This is a genomic window from Caldibacillus thermoamylovorans, from assembly GCF_000751775.1.
GTDB classification, from domain to species: domain Bacteria; phylum Bacillota; class Bacilli; order Bacillales; family Caldibacillaceae; genus Caldifermentibacillus; species Caldifermentibacillus hisashii.
This window is the reverse complement of sequence record NZ_CCRF01000061.1, coordinates 44,179-63,342: the sequence shown is the minus strand read 5'-3', so window position 1 is coordinate 63,342 and position 19,164 is coordinate 44,179. Positions and strand designations below refer to the sequence as shown.

Below are 19,164 nucleotides of genomic sequence, written 5' to 3'. Positions count from 1 at the left end.
TATGTGTGGCAGATTTACCTTAACTGTTGATCTGCAAGATGTAGTTGACTATTTTCAGTTACAGTTCATACCGGACCACTTTTCGCCGAGTTTCAATATTGCCCCTTCCCAACTAGTTTTGACTGCTATTGCTCATAACGGTGAAAGAAGGGCGGGTTATATGAAATGGGGATTGGTTCCATATTGGGTGAAACAACCGAAGCAGTGGAAACCATTGATTAATGCCCGTTCTGAATCGTTAACTGATAAATCAAGTTTCAAACATTTAGTAGAAAAACATCGCTGTGTTATTTTTGCCGATAGTTTTTATGAGTGGAAAGTGGAAAATGGCAAGAAAACCCCGTACCGGATCATGAAAGATGATGGAAAACCGTTTGCCTTTGCCGCTCTTTGGGATCGTAATCAGGAAGGCGATACGGAATTATTCACTTGTGTTATTCTGACAACAAGCGCCAATGAAAAGGTACGAAATATTCATGAACGAATGCCGGTTATGTTGGATAATGAAGAGGCATGGGAAACTTGGCTAAATACAAAGGAATATCCTTATGCAAAAGCAAAGGAACTTCTTAAGCCCTATCCGATGGAAAACCAAAAATTATATGTTGTCTCAAGTCTTGTAAACTCTCCTAAAAATAATGGAGAGGAATGTATTCGACCGTTATTTAGTTAAATTATTGTCAGAAGGATGTGGATTTTAATGTCTACTAAAATCGTTACAGATTCTACAGCAGATTTATCATTTGAAGAAGCCCAGCAGTATGGAATTCATATTATACCGTTAAAAATTGATTTAAACGGAAAAACTTACTTGGATCGAGTAGATATAACGCCGTCAGAATTTATGAGGGAAATGAGAAAATCAGAAGAGTTGCCAAAAACATCTCAACCTTCATTCGGTACTTTTACGGAATTATATGAACGCCTGACTGCGGATGGGAGTGAAGTACTTTCAATTCATTGTGCTGGTCCGTTAAGTGGAACAGTTCAAACGGCTCAGTCGGCGGCACACCAATTTGACGGGAAAGTAACAGTTGTTGATTCATTGTATATTTCCAGAGGACTTGCCTTTCAAGTAATTGAAGCTAGTAAATTGGCTAATTTAGGAAAATCGATTAAAGAAATTTTGCATCGAATAGAAGAAGTTCGTCATCATACGAGGTTATTTGTCGTTGTGGATACGTTAGAAAATCTAATTAAAGGTGGGCGAATCGGAAAAGGAAGAGCTTTAATAGGTTCTCTTTTACATATTAAGCCAATTGCAATACTTAAAGATGGAATGTACTCCCCAATGGCAAATGTCCGTAATTACAGTCAAGTTATTAAGCATTTAGTGAAAAATTTCAAGGAAGATGTAGACGGGAAAACTATTAAAGGTATCGGTCTCGCTCATGCTGATGGAATGGAACTGGCGACCAGGTTAAAAGAAAAACTTCATGAGCTCTATGAAAATCTGGAGATAAAAATTGTGGAAACGACTCCGATCATCAGTACGCATACCGGATCTGGCGCGATCGGTTTCACATATTTTGCCGAATAAAGGCATTTGTTTTATAAAAGGAAACCGGCTTAAATCTTTTAAGCTGGTTTTTTAATGTTTTTTGGTATTATTATGTAAAAAATATATTTTATTTATAAAAGTCATTATATTTTCGTTTAATTTTCTGGTTTGCTACAATGTTGCCAAGGACAGGGGGGGATCATGTGAGGACAAATCGTATTCTGGCATTGTTGGCTTTTATGCTAATTATTTTAAATGGCTGTAGTTCTGCAACAATTAAAAACGGTGTCGAATGGCCGATTGAAGACTTTGAGTATACAGATCAGAATGGTGAGCCGTTTGGTTTAGCGGATTTAAAAGGAAAGGTCTGGGTAGCTAATTTTATTTTCACAAACTGCGAAACCGTTTGTCCGCCAATTACGGCAAATATGGCTCGTATTCAGAGAATGCTTGAAGAAGAAGGTTTGGATAAAGTCGAATTGGTTTCTTTCAGTGTCGATCCGGAAGTGGATACACCCGATATATTAAAAGCGTTTGCAAGTCATTTTACCGAGGATTTACATAATTGGCATTTTCTTACCGGCTATGTACAAAAACATATTGAACAATTTGCTAAAGAGAACTTTAAATTCCAGGTATATAAACCGGAAGATGATGATCAAGTGATTCACGGAACGGACTTGTTTTTAGTCAACCAAGATGGTATTATTGTAAAATATTATTCGGCCTTGGATGTTCCATATGAGGAATTGTTATCCGATATTCAAATTTTATTAAAACAAAGTGATTAATTGCATGCGGCATCATCTTGCTGCATGTTCTTTTTTCCAATATGAATATGATATAATAAAAATACAATTTTATTAAACTATTATAAGTAGGTGAAAAGATTGAAAAAAATCACCTTCACAATATTTGCTGTCGTTTTGATTTCCACTTTTGGTTATTTCATTTTTTCCACTCAAGCAAATTCTGTATCAACTCAACCGCTCAGGGAAATCTATTCCGACAATAAAAAAACGAAATTGCCCGTTGATTTTATCCCTTCAACCATGCACGTTACGGCAATTGGCGATTCACTGACTCAAGGGGTTGGCGATACGACAAATCAGGGTGGGTATTTAAAATATTTACAGGAAGACTTGGTAACATTAAAAGGGGTTAAAGATGTGCAAGTTACCAATCTTGGTATTAAAGGTCAGCGCTCAGACCAGTTATTGGAACGGCTCAAAACGAATGAAGTTAAGGAGTCAATTAACAAGGCAGATATGGTATTAATTACCATTGGTGGAAATGATATTATGAAAATTGTCAGCAATCATATTTCGAATTTACAAATAAATCAATTTGAAACAGAATTAGTCGGTTATGAAAAACGGTTAAATTCAATATTATCGGAAATTACGACCGCTAATCCGGATGCGATTATTGTTTTGATCGGGTTATATAATCCATTTTCGGAATGGTTTCAAGAGATTAAAGAATTTGATGCCATTATGGAAGACTGGAATACAGCTGCCCGGGAAGTTGTTGAGCAATATGATCATGCGATTTTTGTCAATGTATCACCTATTTTCACTAATCCGGATGAAAATTTATTGTATGAGGATCATTTCCATCCGAACAATAAGGGGTATGAACGGATTAGCAAAGAAGTATTTTCAGCTATATTGAAAAATCAAGGTATAAAAAAATGGGATTGATAGAAAAGAGAGGTTATCGATGAGTAAAAAGTTTACGTGGAAAACAGCCTTTTTTACGTTGCTTATTATAAATATCGTAATCATTGTTTTCCTTTTCACGATGGTTTTTCTTCCGGCAGGCGGTGATTCACTTACCGGTGAGAATGGAGTGTCTAAAAAAAGTCAGGCAAGTCTAACGGTTACGGCAAACAAACAGGACTTAAATATTTTGATTAACGACTTCATTGAAAAAGAGAATGCGGATAGTCCGATTGATTATAAAGTGTATTTAAATGATGAAGTGGAGTTATATGGAACGTTACCGGTTTTTGACCAGAATGTTGAAATGAAATTAACCTTCGAACCAAAAGCACTGGAAAATGGTGATTTGATTTTATCGCAAAATACGATCCATATCGGGAAATTACAATTGCCGTCAAGATATGTGATGAATTTTATCAAAAATAATTATCACTTCCCAAAATGGGTGGAAATTTTCCCTAATGAAAAAATTATTTACATCCATTTAACGGATATCAAATTGAAAAATCAATTACACATTCATGCCAATACCTTTGACCTGAAAAATGATGATATTTCATTTTCATTGCTTGTTTATTAAGAAAAGCGCAGCCTTCTGCGCTTTTCTACTATTCTTACATAATCCGTAACCCTTTGGGATAAAGGTTTTTGATAATTCCATTCGATTCTTTTCCCCAACCGAGCGGAAAACCGTTAATCGTCATCAGTACCCATCCTTTATATTGTCCCGTTCCTTTCAAAGTTTCGCCTTTTAAATATCGTTGCCAATCCTCGCCTTCTAAAGACAAATCGATTGTTTGCCGGCATTGATTTTTCATTAATGCAAGGGCGAGGGCATGGTTTGGCTCAAATCGGTTTTTCTTTAATTCTCCCAGGTGGAGGCCGGCACGTATGACTCTTAACCCGCTTAAATCCGGACATTCATCGGGAAGCGAATGAATGACAGACCCTAATACGTGTAAATTTTTCCAGTTCACCTGTTGCAAATATTCCTTTTCAAATAAACAATAGTCTTGCCAATCTTGCTTTTTCTTCGATTTGAATGGCTTGGTCGGACTTTCCGGGGTTGTGGAAGTTTTTATGAGCTTGGCCGCAAAATGACCTTCTCCCTTTAATTTATGCGGCCAAAGTCTGGCGCATTTTTCCACTTCCGATAACCGGTATTTTGTCCATTCAGGGCGGCCGCCTTCGATCCCATTTCGTTTTTCGATTGTTAACAATTCCATGTCCGGATATTTGTTAAGAAATGTTTCAATGACTTGTTCATTTTCTTCGGGTGAGAACGTACAGGTTGAATATACGAGAATTCCGTTTTCCTTTAACATTTGATAGGCGGAGTCAAGAATCTCCAGCTGTCTTTCCCGGCAAAGTTCTACATGCTCCTGGCTCCAATATTGCCTTGCTTCCTCATCTTTTCGAAACATACCTTCTCCCGAGCACGGAGCATCAAGTAGAATTTTGTCAAAATAAAACGGAAAATGTTGCGAAAGTCGCTCCGGTGTTTCATTTGTGACGACTGTATTCGTTAGCCCAAACCGTTCAATATTTTCGGAAAGTGCTTTTGCCCGTTTCGGATGGATCTCATTTGAAATGAGTAAACCTCTACTTTCCATGGCACAGCCGATTTGGGTTGATTTCCCGCCTGGTGCTGCACATAAATCCAACACTTTGTCAGTTGGTTTAGCATCAAGCAATCGAGCTACAGACATGGCACTAGGTTCTTGAATATAATAAAGTCCGGCTCTATGGTACGGATGTTTTCCGGGTTCATCTTGTTGGTAATGATAATAATATCCGTAATCGGTAAAGGGGATTTTTTCAATCGGAAATGGGCTGATGCTTTCCCACTTTTCATTCGTAATTTTTAGCGGATTTAGTCGTAAGCCTGCTGTCCGTTCATCTTGATAGGTTTTTAAAAACATTGCAGTTTCTTCTTTAAGTAAATTTTTCATTTTTGTAATAAAAGCTTCGGGTAATTGAATTGACAATATTGTTTCTCCTTTCAAACCATCAGGACGAGTAATCTAAAGATATATTAACAAAATAAATTAAGGAAGGGAAATAACATTTTCGCTATTGATGGCAATTTTTACAGCATGGCAAAGGAACAATAAATACGTTACACATGCAATCAATCGAATGTTTTTACACGTTTAAGTCATTTTTGCTAAAATATAAAGAACCAAAAAGCACGAGTGAGGGGTGGTAAAATGACAAGTAATAAATATGAGCAGGCAATTTTTGCAGGGGGTTGCTTTTGGTGTATGGTAAAACCTTTTGACCAATGGCCGGGTATTAAGAAAGTGGTATCCGGATATACGGGAGGAGTTCTTCCAAACCCGACATATGAAGAAGTTTGTCTAGGGACAACGGGTCATTATGAAGCGGTCCAAATTACTTATGATCCGTCCATCATATCTTATGAGCAATTACTTGATATTTTTTGGCAACAAATTGATCCGACTGATCCCGGCGGTCAGTTTTATGATCGGGGGCAATCCTACCAGACCGCAATCTTTTATTTGAATGATGAACAAAAGCAAAAAGCTGAACAATCAAAGCAAGCGCTAGAGAAAAGTGGACGCTTTCATAAACCAATTGCCACAAAAATATTACCTGCAAACGATTTTTTTGAAGCAGAGGAATACCATCAGGACTATTACAAAAAAAATCCTGAGCATTACAAGCGATATTTTATTGGTTCGGGAAGAGCGACATTTATCGAAAAACATTGGAGGGATAAATAATGCCATCATCAAAGGATGAATTAAAGAAAAAACTTTCGCCGCTTGCATATGAGGTAACCCAGAACAACGGAACGGAGCCGCCATATCATAATGAATATTGGGACCACTTTGAAGAAGGAATTTATGTTGATATTATTTCCGGAAAACCGCTTTTCAGTTCAAAAGATAAATATGATGCCGGATGCGGTTGGCCGAGTTTCACAAAACCGATTGATGATGAAGAAATGATGGAAAAGATGGATACGAGCCATCAGATGATTCGCACAGAAGTTCGAGGGAAGACGAGTGATGCCCATTTAGGACATGTATTTCCGGACGGACCGGGACCAACCGGATTACGTTATTGTATTAATTCGGCTGCCTTACGATTTATTCCAAAGAAAGATTTGGAAAAGGAAGGATACGGACAATATAAAAAATTGTTTGATTGACTGAAAAAATCATGTTGGTTAGAAAGACAAACTTTAGGAAGGAAAGGCAAATGGCAAAATCTTTTTATCATTTTTTAATGAGATATCGTAATGCCGGGGCAAAGGATGAAATGGCAAAATTTGCAAATGATGCATTTCTTGATCACGGTTTTCCGAAAAGTTCAACCGACTATGATGAGTTGAGTCGCTATTTGGAAATGAACGGTGACTATTTACCATCAATGACTACTTTTGATCGGGCTTGGGAGTTATATAAAGAAATAGAAGATAAATGAAATGAAGGGTGATTGGATTGAGTCAAAATGATTCAAAATTCCGATCCCCTTTTTTACAATCAGTGCTTGATCAAAAAAGCGGACATAAAAAGTCAAGTTATCATTATTTAGTGGTATCGCCTATTGTACTCGAATCTCGTTCGTGTTTCATCATGTTTCCTCCATGCATATAATAGAGAAACAGCGAGAGAGTGAGGGATAGGGGGAATGTCGAAACATGAGCAACCAAAGTTTCATATAGGTGATCGTGTGGCAATCGATCAAAACGGTTTGGTTTCGGAAATCAACAAAATTTACCAAATTGGTGGAGAATGGTTTTATCAAGTGAAGGACAGCCACGATTTGTATTTTGAAAAGAATTTGCTGGCTTGGAAGGACCATAAGAAAAACATTATTTTACAGAAACAGGAAAATGTTCAAATCGAATATCGTTTCCAGTTTGGAGATATTGTTCGGGTTAATGGCTACGGGCAAGATTTATTTGTTATAATCGGCTTTCGGGCAGAAATCTGGAGGTATAAAGATTCAGCATGGGAAGATTTTATTTATGAATGTTCACGACTTTATGATGGAGCTTGGGTTGAAGCGGGAGAAGATGAGTTAACTTATATAACAAATGAGGAAAATGCAAAGAAATTATTAAATGCCAAAAAGCAACAGGGTAAAAAAAGCCCTTTATTAATCGCATCGCAAAAAATGCAAAATCGTAAACAGGATATGGAAAATATTGATTCTTTACTCGATCTTTATAATGACTATCAATATTTATATTTAAATTTTGGTGAGTCCGGTTATCAAAAAAAGATGAAAGAAATCCTGAAAAAATTGGAAGCATTGTCCAAACACCGTTTTCAAAACAATGAGTAAAGTGAAACTTCAATCAGCGGGGGATTTCGACTCTTCCTGCTGATTGTTACTTTAAAAATAATATAAAAAAATAGGAACTTCCGGCCAAAGTATTCGTATAAATAAGCGAATACAATTGGGAAGGAGTTTTATAGATGTCATTTTTCAATAAAATGCTCGCCAGTGTCGGGATCGGTAGTGCACAAATTGACACGAAATTAGAAAAGGATCGTTTGAAACCGGGAGAAATGATCAGCGGGATTATCGAAGTGAGAGGGGGAAATGTCGAACAAAATATTGATTCCCTATACTTAAATGTATACACAAATTTTATCAGGGAAACGGACGATCGGAAGGTAACAGATGTAGCGAATATCGGACATTTTTTTATCTCTGAATCTTTCACCATCAAACCCGGAGCACTCAAAGAGATTCCGTTTTCTTTTCAATTACCTTATGATACACCTGTCACATACGGAAAAACAAAAATATGGGTTGCCACCGGTGCAGATATAAAAAGTTCCGTAGATCCGACCGACAAGGACTACATTAAAGTTGATCCGGGGAATTTAGCGGCAGCTGTCATTAATTCGATATATGATATAGGTTTCAGACTTCGAAATGTCGATTGTGAAGCAGCACCGCGTTTTTTACGGACAAGTTTACCAATTATTCAAGAATTTGAATTTGTACCATATTCCGGCCCGTTCCGTGGTAAATTAGATGAACTGGAAATGACATTTTTTAATCAGTCCGAACATCAAGTTGACATATTAATGGAAGTTGATCGAAAGGCTCGCGGTTTGACTTCTCTTTTTTCCGAGGTTCTCGAGATGGACGAATCGAAAGTCCGTCTCACGGTTACATCTAATGATCTAGCCAACATGAAACACAAACTTCAAGATGTTATATCACGTTACACCCATTGATTTATTGCTTGCCATTTTAATATCTTAAAGTCCTATGAAGGTTGCAGCTTGCATAGGACTTTAATCATTTATCAGTTAACCTTTCCTTTTTTCAGCTGAGTAAATATCTTTTCCATGTGCTTCCTGTTCTGCGATTAAAGCCTCTTCCGAAATGTTATTTTTTTTCTTTGGCTGGTTAATTCGGTTCCGATGCTTTTTACCCAAGTTTATTCCTCCCTTTCAAAAATTCCTTCTCTTTTATGATGGAATGATTTGTTCATAAATATCCTAATTTTTATTGAAAAAATTCAACATTGCCTCTTTTAATATGGTATATTGAATGTGTCAATAATAGTATAGGATCATTAAAGGAGGAATTTTAGATGAGTACGCATATTGGTGCAAAAGAAAATGAAATTGCTGAAACAATATTGCTACCTGGAGACCCGTTACGTGCGAAATATATTGCCGAGAATTTTTTAGAAAACCCGGTCTGTTATAATGAAGTTCGTAATATGCTAGGATTTACGGGAACCTATAAAGGAAAAAGAGTGTCCGTACAAGGAACGGGTATGGGTATCCCATCAATCTCAATCTACATAACAGAACTTATGCAAAGCTATAACGTTCAAAATTTAATCCGTGTTGGTACATGCGGGGCGATTCAAAAAGATGTAAAGGTTCGTGACGTTATTTTAGCCATGTCAGCCTCAACAGACTCACAAATCAATCGGAAAATTTTTGGCGGTGCGGTCGATTATGCCCCAACAGCCAATTTTGAGTTGTTGAAAAATGCTTACGATGCCGGAATCCAAAAAGGTTTGCATCTAAAAGTTGGGAATGTGTTCAGTGCCGATCTATTTTACGATGATTATGCTGAACATGAAAAATGGGCAAACTATGGTATTTTAGCCGTTGAAATGGAGGCGGCTGCACTTTATACATTGGCTGCAAAATTTGGACGGAAAGCATTGGCGATTTTGACGGTTAGTGATCATATTTTAACCGGTGAAGCCACATCGGCCGAAGAAAGGCAACTAACCTTCAATGACATGATTGAGGTAGCTTTAGAAGCAGCTGTTCAATAATTATTTAATTTGCTAAAACGGGCTGGCTTTGTAATGTCGGTTTTCAAGATGAAACTTCAATCAGATATAATATATCGATAGATAGTGTTCTGATTTGGAAACCGGTTATTGCATAAACCGGCCTTTTTTATATATTCATGTATAAATTTCGGATAGTGTTTTACTTCTAGTAGGAAAGATGAAGAATAAAAATATGTACATAAGGAGCACTTTCGTAAGCCATCGCAACCAAATGCAACACGGTAAGTTGGGAAATACTGGTATTTATGAGTAAAATAAATTTATCTGTTCAAGGCTTCAGGAGAGTGATAAAATGATAAATGTTGAATAAAAGGAAAATAGGTGAGAAAATAAATGAGAACGATTATTATATCCGTATTGACCGGAATGCTATTACTATTAACGAGCTGCTCGCTTAATGATTTAACCGGAGAAAATAAGCAAAGTAACAACAATCATCAGGCAAATGAACAAACAACCGAAAATGACCAGTCAAATTCACCGGAAAACGCTGATGAAAATGATGGCACAATAAAATTAGATAAGAAGTACTTTAATATCGTTGCAGAACAAGATGGAAAAGAAGTCATTCAAAATGTGGATAATCTATTAATTCTTGTAAACAAACAATCCGCTTACTTACCGGCAGATTATGTTCCGGCTAATCTTGTCAGACCTAATGTTCGGTTTTTAGATATCGAAAAGAGCTATTTAAAGGAAGAAGCTGCTCGTGCTTTGGAAAAAATGTTTCAACAAGCTGAAGTTGAAGGAATTTCCTTGTATGCTGTATCCGGTTATCGTTCCTATACGCGACAAACGGAAGTCTTTCAAAGAGAAGTTGAAGCAAAAGGTGAAGAAAAAGCAGTGGAAGCTGTTGCCATACCTGGACAAAGTGAACATCAAACCGGACTTGCCATGGATATTTCGGCAGAGAGTGCAAATCTTGATTTAGTAGAGTCCTTTGAAAGCACCCCTGAAGGCACATGGCTGAGAGAAAATGCTCATAAATTCGGTTTTATCTTACGCTATCCAAAAGGAAAAGAAGCAATCACCGGATATCAATATGAGCCTTGGCATTTCCGCTATGTTGGAGAAGAAACGGCAAAAATTATTTATGAAAACGATTGGACATTGGAAGAATTTTTCCAAAATGCAAAAGCCGTTTAGACATTGAACCGTGTAATGTTTCGCATTGAAATATACCTGCAGTTTCATTATTTAGTTTTTTTGAAAGTGGTGAGAATGAGTGGATAACGGTGAAAAAATAGAAGAGAAAAATACCGAAAATAAAACCGATTCTGTTGATCCAAATAAATACATGAAAATAAAGAAATTTCATTTTATTATACTAATTTTCCTTATCGTAATACTTACGACAGGAATGACCGCTTTTGTCCTTTCTTTTGGGGATGAAAAGGTAGTGGAGAAAATTCAAATTCAGGATCGGAAAGATTTTACAAAACTATATGAAACATTTGAAAGCATCAAAGCCAATTATATTCATAAAGTGGATGATAAAAAATTAATAGAAGGGGCCATTAACGGGATGGTGGAATCTCTAGGGGACCCTTATTCGGACTATATGACATCCGCAGAAACAGAAGAATTCAATGAGACCATTTCGTCCTCTTTTGAAGGTATTGGCGCACAGGTCGAACAAAAGGATGATCATATCGTTATTGTTGCTCCAATTAAAGGTTCACCGGCAGAAAAAGCAGGACTTAAGGCTAATGATATCATCCTTGAAGTGGATGGAAAAAGTATTCAAGGAATGAGTTCCAATGAAGCTGTTTCCCTAATCCGCGGTGAAAAAGGAACGAAAGTCAATTTGAAAATTTCTCGTCCGGGGGTTACTGACCCAATTGAATTGAGTATCACTCGTGACGTTATCCCGGTCGAAACGGTTTATAGCGAGATGCTGGATGGTCAAATTGGAAAAATACAGATCACTATGTTTTCTGAACGAACCTATACGGAACTCGTATCACACATCAATGAGTTGAAAAAGCAAGGAATGAAAGGACTAATTTTAGACTTACGACAAAATCCAGGAGGCTTACTGGATCAAGCAATTGAAATTTCTAGTTTATTTGTGCCGAATGGGAAAGTCATCTATCAAATGGAAAAAAATGATGGTAAAAAAGTCCGTCAATTGTCAAATCAGAAGGAACCTTTTAATATTCCTCTAGTTGCTGTTGTAGATGGCGGAAGTGCGAGTGCATCGGAAATATTAGCCGGTGCTTTGAAGGAATCAGCAGGGGTACCAATTGTCGGTGAAAAAACTTTTGGAAAAGGGACCGCACAAACGGCTGCTAGTTACAATGACGGCTCCACCTTGAAATTGACGACCGCAAAATGGTTAACACCAAGCGGAAAGTGGATAAATGAGCAAGGAATTGTACCGGATTATGAAGTGAAAATGCCGGAATATGCGAATTTAACTTATGTTGATCCCGGAGTCGAGTTGAAAAAGAAAAGTATAAATGAACAAGTTTCAACCATTGAAAAAATGCTTGAGGCTCTTGGATATCAACCGGGCACCATTGACGGCGCTTTTGATGATGAGACAGAAGCAGCAGTCATCAAATTTCAAAAGGATCACGGATTGGAACAAACAGGGGTTGTAACCGGTGATACAACCGTTCAAATTATGGAGGCATTGCGAAATAAACTAATTGCGGAAGACCCGCAAATCGCAAAATCAGTGGAAATATTAAACGAAAAAATAAAGTAAACACGGCAAACTAAAAGGGGCAGCCGAAAGTACAATAGACGACTTTCCAGACTGCCCTTTTTGGTACGTTAAGAAAGTATAAATTTCCAGCAAAGAAGCGAATTCGACGTAGTTGGAAATTTTAAGAATTAAGTATAAGTGCTCTTGCGGCTCTGCTTTCGCCTAAAGGCTCGGACGCCCGAGTTTTCTTTATATAAAAAAACGAGTCGAAAATTTTTCCTTGTGTTTGAAATTGAAAGGGTTTTTCCAACTTGATCATATCCTACAGCTCAGATTCTCCAAATTTAGCAAACGTCCGTTCATCTTCTATTAATCCACAAACACCGCATTGAATTTTATACTCCGGTCCTCGATAAGGTATATGGAAAGGATCTAAATTTTCATCCGTATATGTTTGTACCACCGATCCCGTTGACGGATCCAATTTGACTGATTCTGCCACTTGTTTGATCAGATTAAAGCGGGACTTATTTGTTTTACAGTTGGGACATCGATAGGGAATGGACATGAAAATCATCCTCCATAATTGTTTTTATTCATAAACTGCCCAAAAAATGATTTTATATTCCGGATGATGTTAAAATTTATCAACATCAATTTCACTCATTTGCCATTCAATACTTTTTGGAATACGAATTTCTAAAATTTGATCGCGATAAATTGCTTTTGCTCCTTTTTTCTTGACAGTTGCAGGGAGGATAATGGTGTGCGGACTGCTGTCCTCGTTTAATCCGTCGATGACACATTTATTCAAACTGTAATATATCTTTAATCGATCAATTTGCTTTTCATCTTGAATAGGTATTCGAATAAAGATGTCATCATGTGTTTCAAATAGAGTTTCTTTCACTGTCGAAGTTTCTCGGTTCTCGTTTTCCTCATCCGTATTTTTATGGTGAAAAGTAGTTCCATCATTCATCATCGACTGGATAAAGTCAGGGAAAGCCTGTTTCATCCACTGGTCAAGCATTTGTTGGAACTCTCCTTCGCTTAAATATTGAAAAGGGTCAAAATTAGTTTTATTTGATCCGAAGAAACCCCATGGCCACATCCAAAACACCTCTCTGTTTATATGTATGGCATGTTTGATAAAAAAATAGGCAATTGCCGAGCTTTTAGGCGACCCGTGACGCCTAGTTGTCCGTATTCTTTCCTAATGAATAATAAAAACTTTTGTACATAATATGCTTGGGGAACTGGGTTGGTGATTTTGCACAAACGGTCTTGACTTGTCGTTAAGCGAAGAATCATTGTTCAACCGCATCCAATTGAGGTGGGGAATTCACTCTAGAGAGACCCTATTAGCTAAAAAAACGCCCAATCAATGGACGTTTAACAACAAGAAATGAAAAAATTATGCTTCCAATGGGTGGATAGGTCCCTGAACTTGTGCATTGTTCTTTTTATAATATAAGCTGTACGCATCCTTTGTTATCTCATATAAATTATATCGGTAACCAGATGGATTTTCGTTAATTGCTTTGTAAATTGAGGGCCGACTTTGATTGGCAAGAGTGACATAAGGAATTTTTTCTGCTGCTTTTTGTGAGCGGATATTTTCGAGTCGAATTCGCAAAAGAACCGTTTCCATATTTTGAACGAAAAATAATTCTTCAAAAAACAATTCCTTTGCAAGTATATTATATCCCTTTCCATGGTACGGTTTGCCGAGCCACGTTCCTAAAAAACCTGCACCATTTTCAATATCATATAAGTTTATCGTGCCAATGGGTCGATCCCATTCATCAACAATCGTACGTGAGATCATTTCACCACGTTCTTCAGCCTCAATGGTTTGCTTAGTCATAAATAAAAATTCTTCGTATGAATTCGGTTTATGACGTATAAACGGGAAGACATCCGGGTGGGTCAGCAATGAATACAATGCTTGACAGTCGGATAAATCTCTCTTTTTTAATAACATTTTCATCCCTCCAATTACTGAGGGGGATTTCTATCATTCAGAAAGATAGAAAGAAGCCCACCTCGAAATTTTTTTAGTATTAATAAAAAATTTCGGGGTGGGAATCGAACCCACTAGAACCGGAAAATCCGGTGGCGCACCATTTGCCTTCCCATATATTTTCAATTGTGTAGGATAGTTATGATCTATTTGTATGATACAAAAATTTATTACAAAAGAAAAGTAGTATTTGTAAATATTTTATTAATAATTAATGGATAATTGGTGTATTTAATTCATGAATATCACCTTGTAAACATATGAATATTTATATAAGGCTGGTTTCTAGCCTTTATTGCTATTAAGAGATAAAGTGAAATTTATCGAAAATAGGTTTCATAGGGAGAAGGGTCGCCATATGTCTATCAAAATGTTTTACTATAAACTAGGAAATCAAAGTTTAAACATTAGTCTGTTTTTCACGATGATTTCAATTATCATTTCGATATTTTTAGCTGAACATAATAAACCATTAGCATCTTGTTTTCTATTATTGTCTTTAAGTATTTTTTATTATATGATTCATTTATATTATTTTAAAAAATCTGTGCGTCTTAACATAAAAAACGGATATAATTATGGTAAGAGCGGACTTGATGTTTTTCTCATTGAAAAGGCATCTTCTTATACATATTTTTTTCAGCCGGACGGTACGGCGAATATAAAAATTCAGTTGAAGCATACGTTGAAAGGGCCATATTTGGTTTATTTTGAAAACAATCGGGTCATGTTTATGAAAATTCGAAAGAAAAATGACCGTTCCATTACATTTACCTTTAACGATGGAAAGGTTATCGGTCACATCGATCCGAAAGGGAAAAAGAATATCATCGGTGAAATTATTTTCCCTCAAAATATATTCAAGATAAAAAGATTGCCGAACCGGGAAATTGTTTTTTACAATAAGTACAGGCAATTAGCTGTAAGCAAAAAAGGATGGTTGCCGCTTGATTGGAGCAGCTTTTTTCGGTTGAATACACCGGTTGTGACTTTTCAAGAGAAACTGACTAGTACTGAAAAAGCGGCAATTTTGTTAGCGTTAGTCTGCATCGAGAGGTAATTTAAATTTTTTGAATAAAAGACTGTTTTTAGCAAAGGATACATATGGTAAATTGCAATTTCGCATTTACTTATATATAAACAAAGGGTGATAAGATGAAGAAATTTTTTATCGGTGTTCTGCTTGTGCTTGTTATTCTTGCCGGCATTGAGTTGTTTATCCATAAGGATGGAAAAGAGCATGTTGTTAAAAAGGATGAACAGTTGGTAAACGGTCAATCGCAAGCACAAGCGGTATATGGGGATGCTGCTTCGGGGTTAAAGGTTGGGACAAAAGCACCGAATTTTACATTACAAACATTATCCGGTGAAACGATAAGTTTGAGTGAATTAGCTGGAAAAAAAGTAATTTTGAATTTCTGGGCAACCTGGTGTCCGCCATGCCGAGAAGAAATGCCTGCAATGGAAAGGGTTTACGAACAATATAGTGATTCCAATGTAGAAATAATTGCCGTCAATTCAACTGTAGGGAAAGAAACAAAAGAAAAAGCAGAAGAATTTGTTAAAGAACTTGGGCTGACGTTTCCGATTCCATTAGATACAGAAGGTGAAGTTATTAAACTTTATCAAATATATGGACTGCCGACCAGTTATTTTATTGATACGAATGGAATCATCCACTCCATTTATTTTGGACCGATGGATGAAGCATATATGAAAGAGGAATTGACAAAGATGAGTTAATCATAATGGGTTGTTTCAAAAAAACAGTTGAAGCAGCCTTTTTCTATTTGAATAAAACGCAGTCTGTTGTTAAGATAGATTCAAAGAAATAGAATGTAAGGAGTTTTTTTATGTTTACATGTACCTTTAAAAAAGTGCACGGTTCCAAAAATGATTTTATTTTAATTGATGAAAAAAATATGCAAAGAGAACTTAGCCACGAAGAAAAGGTGAAGCTGGCTCTTCTTTTATGCGACCGGAAAACCGGAATTGGAGCGGACGGGATTCTTTTTGTTACTGTCGGCGGCCGGACAGACGGAACAATGTCCATCTATAATTCGGATGGCACAGTGGCATCCATGTGCGGCAATGGTTTACGTGTTGCCGGAAGATATATTCTTGAACAAACAGGTAAAGAAGAAGTGATTGTTGAAACATTAAAAGCAGATTTATATGTAAAAAAATATGTTGAACAAGCAGATCTTCCTTTTTACCAAGTTGAAATTTCACCAATCTTGTTTGATCCGGCATCATTACCGATGAATACGGAAAAAGCAATGATCATAAATGAAAAACTGCCCTATTTATCAGAAAACTTAACATTTACTGCGCTTGCCGTCCCGAATCCTCATCTCATTTCCATTGTTCCGAAAGAGATTCTCCTTGGAGGGGAACAGGAGCGGATTGCTTCATTTGTTAACAAAGAAAATCAATATTTTCCTGACGGTGTTAATGTTAGTTTCATTTATCCGATTCAAAAGGGTGAAATTTTTGTTCATACATTTGAACGGGGAGTCGGTTTTACGAACGCCTGCGGAACCGCAATGTCAGCTTCGAGCTTGGTTGCTATATTGAACGGACTCCACGACTATGAAACACCGCTTATCGTTTACAATAACGGCGGATTTGTCAAGACCATTGTTCATAAGCAAGACGACAAACAATGGATCGACCTAATTGGCAATGGAACTTATGAATTTGATGGTAAGGTAACGGTTGATCTTTCAAGAGATCTCATGATAGACTTCACCAAATTACAAGCATATGAAGATGAAGTTGAACAATACCGGAAAATAGAAGAAAAAGCGAAACAAAAACGGATGGAAATTTTTGGTAGAGAATCCATCTAAATAGTGATTCATGCATCCGGCTTACTTGTCTTTTATGAAACGAATCATTTCCTGTAGTGGCCCGTCATTGTCAACTTGAAAAAAAGAAGCAAAGGGATTTCCTTTTCCTTCTATCCTTTTCATAACCACATCTATGGAAAAGCCGTCGGGGGTGATGTTATCGGTTAACTCATCCCATTCCAGCGGTGCGGCCACACCGGCGTTTGCATTTCCCCGAACCGAAAACGGGCAAATGATCGTCTTTCCTTTTGCATGTTGGATGTAATCAACATACAACCGATGACCGCGGTTTTTCTTTAACCGTTCAATTGTAAAATGCTTGTCATTTTTCATAAGTAAATAATTGGCGATAAATTCAGTGAACTTCCTCGTTTGATTCCAAGTGATTCGGTTGCCGGATAGCGGAAAATACACTTGAATTCCCCGATTGCCGGACACTTTGACAAAAGCATGAAGTCCTAACTTGTCAATAATATCTTCCTTTAGATAAAGAGCAGCTTCGATGGCCAGCGGAAATTCTGCCTTTGTTGGCGGATCTAAATCAATGACAACTTCTGTCGGGAATTTTTTATCAATGGTTCGGAATGGGGTATGAAATTCGATTGCCAACTGGTTCCCGAGCCAAAGAAATGTTTCAAAATTATTGCATAAAATATAATTTATTCCTTCGTCCAAATAAGTCTCCACAAAGTCTGGTGCATAGTCCGGACAGTTTTTCTGGAAAAAAGCTTCCCCGAAAATCCCATGCGGATAGCGGATAACGGTAAGTAATCGATTTCTTAAAAACGGTTCCATATAAGGGAAAATAAATTTCAGATATTTAATATAATCTAATTTCGTTATTGAATTTTTTTCCCAAAGCGGTTTTTCCGGATGGGTGATATTGATCGGAATATCCGTATCAGTTTCCGTCTTGTTCACTTCGGACATTTCCATCATCTTGGAAAGGGTACAGTCAGCCGGTGATGTCTGGAAAAGAAATTGAGAAAAAAACGGCTCACGTAAAGTTCCATCATAAAATTGTAAATAAAATAATTCTACACATATTGAAGGCTGTACATACACGAATTTGGCGTCTTCATCGGTGGCATTTTTCTTCATTATTTGAATCAGTATATTTGTTTCATCCTGATTCATTCCATTTTTGAAAAGACCTATGGGAATGATCTTTTCTTTTTCATAAACAGCAACATGAAAAAATCCGTTGTTTTTCTCAAAAGCAGTAATGAAACAGTGCACTTTTTTCCAATTTTTGATCTTAAGCCATTGTGTCGTTCTCTTTCCTTCAATCCATTTGCTTTCTGCCTGCTTTGCGACGATTCCTTCTCCTTCTTTCTGCTTGACCGTTTCCCAAACCTCATGAAACTCTTTATGAAATGGAAGAAACTGGATAAAGCAATGATTGGCCGGGTCGGGTGAAAGGGGAAGACTGCAATGCTTCATCACTTGATAAAGCAGCTCCTTTCGTTTTAGAAAAGGCTGCTTTGTCACCCATTGACCTTTTAATTGAAGTAAGTCAAACGCAAGATAAGTGGAAGTGTTTGACAGCGATGCTTCAAAAATTCGCTTTTTACTGCGCATTCGTCCCCTAGTCTGCAAACGAAAAAAATCACTCTTACTGTCATTTTCCAAAATGGTCAATTCACCGTCCAATAGGATGGGAAAAAAATCGGATAATTGTTTTTTATAATGATTAAAAAAATTGACTGCTTCAGGAAACTGGTCAATCAGACTTTTACCGTTGCGACTAATCATATCAATTCCTTGATCATCCATTTGTATGATGGCACGAAACCCGTCATATTTAATTTCATAAACCCATTTTTCTTCTTTTGGAACATCAAAGGATAGTGTAGGCAGCATTGGTTTCATTTTTTATCACCCGTTTTTTAATAAAAGAACTTTGAAAAGCTGGTATCATCTAACAGTGGTCGCTACTTGCGCTTTTCTTATAGTATAAGAAAGTATAAAAATACAAGTAAATAACTTAGGATTAGTTTTATTGTCTAGCTCCGAGCGCCAGCGACTAGCAAACTTCACTCCCCTCCACTACGATAAGTCAACATCGGCTCGTGCCTCGCCGTGTTTCCTTTAT

At 36.9% G+C, this 19,164-nt stretch carries 22 protein-coding genes; 16 read left to right on the top strand and 6 right to left on the bottom strand.

Annotated elements, in window-relative coordinates; all coding sequences use genetic code 11:
* The first annotated feature begins 1 nt into the window (after position 1).
* From BT1A1_RS09690 to BT1A1_RS09670, 5 genes are all read left to right on the top strand, one after another.
* Positions 2 to 673, top strand: coding sequence for an SOS response-associated peptidase (locus BT1A1_RS09690; RefSeq protein ID WP_034770530.1), 672 nt, complete (start codon positions 2 to 4; stop codon positions 671 to 673).
* Positions 674 to 688: 15 nt separating this feature from the next.
* Positions 689 to 1,540 carry a DegV family protein gene (locus BT1A1_RS09685; RefSeq protein WP_156103212.1) on the top strand — a complete coding sequence of 284 codons (852 nt, stop codon included), beginning with the start codon at positions 689 to 691 and terminating at the stop codon, positions 1,538 to 1,540.
* Positions 1,541 to 1,740: 200 nt separating this feature from the next.
* Positions 1,741 to 2,292, top strand: coding sequence for an SCO family protein (locus BT1A1_RS09680; protein ID WP_034770809.1), 552 nt, complete (start codon positions 1,741 to 1,743; stop codon positions 2,290 to 2,292).
* A 99-nt stretch (positions 2,293 to 2,391) separates the two neighbouring features.
* A complete protein-coding gene (locus tag BT1A1_RS09675; protein ID WP_051989090.1) occupies positions 2,392 to 3,204 on the top strand; it encodes an SGNH/GDSL hydrolase family protein in 813 nt (270 codons plus the stop codon).
* Positions 3,205 to 3,223: 19 nt separating this feature from the next.
* A complete protein-coding gene (locus tag BT1A1_RS09670; protein WP_034770526.1) occupies positions 3,224 to 3,805 on the top strand; it encodes a YpmS family protein in 582 nt (193 codons plus the stop codon).
* A gap of 34 nt (positions 3,806 to 3,839) precedes the next feature.
* On the opposite strand, the gene BT1A1_RS09665 is transcribed toward BT1A1_RS09670, so the two are convergent.
* Positions 3,840 to 5,207, bottom strand: a complete 1,368-nt coding sequence (locus BT1A1_RS09665; RefSeq protein ID WP_034770806.1) for an RsmF rRNA methyltransferase first C-terminal domain-containing protein — start codon at positions 5,205 to 5,207, stop codon at positions 3,840 to 3,842.
* Positions 5,208 to 5,435: 228 nt separating this feature from the next.
* Between BT1A1_RS09665 and msrA the strand changes: the two genes are divergently transcribed.
* The 5 genes from msrA (at position 5,436) to BT1A1_RS09640 (ending at position 8,453) form a co-directional block, all read left to right on the top strand.
* Entirely contained in the window at positions 5,436 to 5,972 is a 537-nt protein-coding gene (gene msrA, locus BT1A1_RS09660; protein WP_034770523.1) for a peptide-methionine (S)-S-oxide reductase MsrA, read from the top strand.
* On the top strand, positions 5,972 to 6,403 hold the full coding sequence (gene msrB, locus BT1A1_RS09655) for a peptide-methionine (R)-S-oxide reductase MsrB (RefSeq protein ID WP_034770522.1): 432 nt from the start codon (positions 5,972 to 5,974) through the stop codon (positions 6,401 to 6,403). The genes msrA and msrB overlap by 1 nt, the downstream gene beginning before the upstream one ends.
* A 50-nt stretch (positions 6,404 to 6,453) precedes the next feature.
* A complete protein-coding gene (locus tag BT1A1_RS09650; RefSeq protein WP_034770521.1) occupies positions 6,454 to 6,678 on the top strand; it encodes a YozE family protein in 225 nt (74 codons plus the stop codon).
* Between the two features lie 207 nt (positions 6,679 to 6,885).
* Entirely contained in the window at positions 6,886 to 7,545 is a 660-nt protein-coding gene (locus BT1A1_RS09645) for a hypothetical protein (RefSeq protein WP_034770520.1), read from the top strand.
* Positions 7,546 to 7,679: 134 nt separating this feature from the next.
* Positions 7,680 to 8,453 carry a sporulation protein gene (locus BT1A1_RS09640; protein WP_034770519.1) on the top strand — a complete coding sequence of 258 codons (774 nt, stop codon included), beginning with the start codon at positions 7,680 to 7,682 and terminating at the stop codon, positions 8,451 to 8,453.
* A 75-nt stretch (positions 8,454 to 8,528) separates the two neighbouring features.
* On the opposite strand, the gene BT1A1_RS19325 is transcribed toward BT1A1_RS09640, so the two are convergent.
* The gene (locus tag BT1A1_RS19325; protein ID WP_095141340.1) at positions 8,529 to 8,657 is read right to left on the bottom strand and encodes a hypothetical protein; all 129 of its coding nucleotides are present in this window, start codon (positions 8,655 to 8,657) and stop codon (positions 8,529 to 8,531) included.
* Positions 8,658 to 8,815: 158 nt separating this feature from the next.
* On the opposite strand from BT1A1_RS19325, the gene deoD reads away from it, so the two are divergent.
* From deoD to BT1A1_RS09625, 3 genes are all read left to right on the top strand, one after another.
* Positions 8,816 to 9,520, top strand: coding sequence for a purine-nucleoside phosphorylase (gene deoD, locus BT1A1_RS09635; protein WP_034770518.1), 705 nt, complete (start codon positions 8,816 to 8,818; stop codon positions 9,518 to 9,520).
* 354 nt (positions 9,521 to 9,874) lie between these two features.
* Positions 9,875 to 10,687: a D-Ala-D-Ala carboxypeptidase VanY gene (locus BT1A1_RS09630; protein ID WP_034770517.1), complete on the top strand. Its 813-nt coding sequence runs from the start codon at positions 9,875 to 9,877 to the stop codon at positions 10,685 to 10,687.
* 79 nt (positions 10,688 to 10,766) lie between these two features.
* Positions 10,767 to 12,254 (top strand): lmo1851 family serine protease, encoded by a 1,488-nt coding sequence (locus BT1A1_RS09625; RefSeq protein ID WP_311315773.1) that lies wholly within the window; start codon positions 10,767 to 10,769, stop codon positions 12,252 to 12,254.
* A gap of 262 nt (positions 12,255 to 12,516) precedes the next feature.
* Here BT1A1_RS09625 and BT1A1_RS09620 read toward each other — a convergent pair whose 3' ends face one another.
* The 3 genes from BT1A1_RS09620 to BT1A1_RS09610 all read right to left on the bottom strand — a co-directional run bounded on the left by BT1A1_RS09620 (position 12,517) and on the right by BT1A1_RS09610 (position 14,178).
* Positions 12,517 to 12,762, bottom strand: a complete 246-nt coding sequence (locus BT1A1_RS09620; RefSeq protein ID WP_034770516.1) for a hypothetical protein — start codon at positions 12,760 to 12,762, stop codon at positions 12,517 to 12,519.
* A gap of 69 nt (positions 12,763 to 12,831) precedes the next feature.
* Entirely contained in the window at positions 12,832 to 13,224 is a 393-nt protein-coding gene (locus tag BT1A1_RS17430; RefSeq protein WP_156103211.1) for an Hsp20/alpha crystallin family protein, read from the bottom strand.
* A gap of 384 nt (positions 13,225 to 13,608) precedes the next feature.
* A complete protein-coding gene (locus tag BT1A1_RS09610; protein ID WP_034770515.1) occupies positions 13,609 to 14,178 on the bottom strand; it encodes a GNAT family N-acetyltransferase in 570 nt (189 codons plus the stop codon).
* Between the two features lie 397 nt (positions 14,179 to 14,575).
* Here BT1A1_RS09610 and BT1A1_RS09605 point away from each other — a divergent pair, with 397 nt between their 5' ends.
* From BT1A1_RS09605 to dapF, 3 genes are all read left to right on the top strand, one after another.
* Entirely contained in the window at positions 14,576 to 15,277 is a 702-nt protein-coding gene (locus BT1A1_RS09605) for a hypothetical protein (RefSeq protein WP_034770514.1), read from the top strand.
* A gap of 95 nt (positions 15,278 to 15,372) precedes the next feature.
* Positions 15,373 to 15,960, top strand: coding sequence for a peroxiredoxin family protein (locus tag BT1A1_RS09600; RefSeq protein ID WP_034770513.1), 588 nt, complete (start codon positions 15,373 to 15,375; stop codon positions 15,958 to 15,960).
* A gap of 110 nt (positions 15,961 to 16,070) precedes the next feature.
* Positions 16,071 to 17,069, top strand: coding sequence for a diaminopimelate epimerase (gene dapF, locus BT1A1_RS09595; protein WP_034770508.1), 999 nt, complete (start codon positions 16,071 to 16,073; stop codon positions 17,067 to 17,069).
* Positions 17,070 to 17,090: 21 nt separating this feature from the next.
* Here the strand turns inward: dapF and BT1A1_RS09590 are convergent, their stop codons facing one another.
* Positions 17,091 to 18,941, bottom strand: coding sequence for a DNA ligase D (locus BT1A1_RS09590; protein WP_034770506.1), 1,851 nt, complete (start codon positions 18,939 to 18,941; stop codon positions 17,091 to 17,093).
* Between the last annotated feature and the right edge of the window lie 223 nt (positions 18,942 to 19,164).

Bases quoted from the DNA above. Each gene is read 5' to 3' on its own strand.
- BT1A1_RS09645 (WP_034770520.1), top strand. From the start codon at position 6,886: ATGTCGAAACATGAGCAACCAAAGTTTCATATAGGTGATCGTGTGGCA.
- BT1A1_RS09600 (WP_034770513.1), top strand. From the start codon at position 15,373: ATGAAGAAATTTTTTATCGGTGTTCTGCTTGTGCTTGTTATTCTTGCC.
- BT1A1_RS09590 (WP_034770506.1), bottom strand. From the start codon at position 18,941: ATGAAACCAATGCTGCCTACACTATCCTTTGATGTTCCAAAAGAAGAA.
- BT1A1_RS09690 (WP_034770530.1), top strand. From the start codon at position 2: ATGTGTGGCAGATTTACCTTAACTGTTGATCTGCAAGATGTAGTTGAC.
- BT1A1_RS09605 (WP_034770514.1), top strand. From the start codon at position 14,576: ATGTCTATCAAAATGTTTTACTATAAACTAGGAAATCAAAGTTTAAAC.
- BT1A1_RS09685 (WP_156103212.1), top strand. From the start codon at position 689: ATGTGGATTTTAATGTCTACTAAAATCGTTACAGATTCTACAGCAGAT.
- msrA (WP_034770523.1), top strand. From the start codon at position 5,436: ATGACAAGTAATAAATATGAGCAGGCAATTTTTGCAGGGGGTTGCTTT.
- BT1A1_RS17430 (WP_156103211.1), bottom strand. From the start codon at position 13,224: ATGCTTGACCAGTGGATGAAACAGGCTTTCCCTGACTTTATCCAGTCG.
- BT1A1_RS09630 (WP_034770517.1), top strand. From the start codon at position 9,875: ATGAGAACGATTATTATATCCGTATTGACCGGAATGCTATTACTATTA.
- deoD (WP_034770518.1), top strand. From the start codon at position 8,816: ATGAGTACGCATATTGGTGCAAAAGAAAATGAAATTGCTGAAACAATA.
- BT1A1_RS09680 (WP_034770809.1), top strand. From the start codon at position 1,741: ATGCTAATTATTTTAAATGGCTGTAGTTCTGCAACAATTAAAAACGGT.
- BT1A1_RS09610 (WP_034770515.1), bottom strand. From the start codon at position 14,178: ATGTTATTAAAAAAGAGAGATTTATCCGACTGTCAAGCATTGTATTCA.
- BT1A1_RS09620 (WP_034770516.1), bottom strand. From the start codon at position 12,762: ATGTCCATTCCCTATCGATGTCCCAACTGTAAAACAAATAAGTCCCGC.
- BT1A1_RS09670 (WP_034770526.1), top strand. From the start codon at position 3,224: ATGAGTAAAAAGTTTACGTGGAAAACAGCCTTTTTTACGTTGCTTATT.
- msrB (WP_034770522.1), top strand. From the start codon at position 5,972: ATGCCATCATCAAAGGATGAATTAAAGAAAAAACTTTCGCCGCTTGCA.
- BT1A1_RS09650 (WP_034770521.1), top strand. From the start codon at position 6,454: ATGGCAAAATCTTTTTATCATTTTTTAATGAGATATCGTAATGCCGGG.
- BT1A1_RS09640 (WP_034770519.1), top strand. From the start codon at position 7,680: ATGTCATTTTTCAATAAAATGCTCGCCAGTGTCGGGATCGGTAGTGCA.
- dapF (WP_034770508.1), top strand. From the start codon at position 16,071: ATGTTTACATGTACCTTTAAAAAAGTGCACGGTTCCAAAAATGATTTT.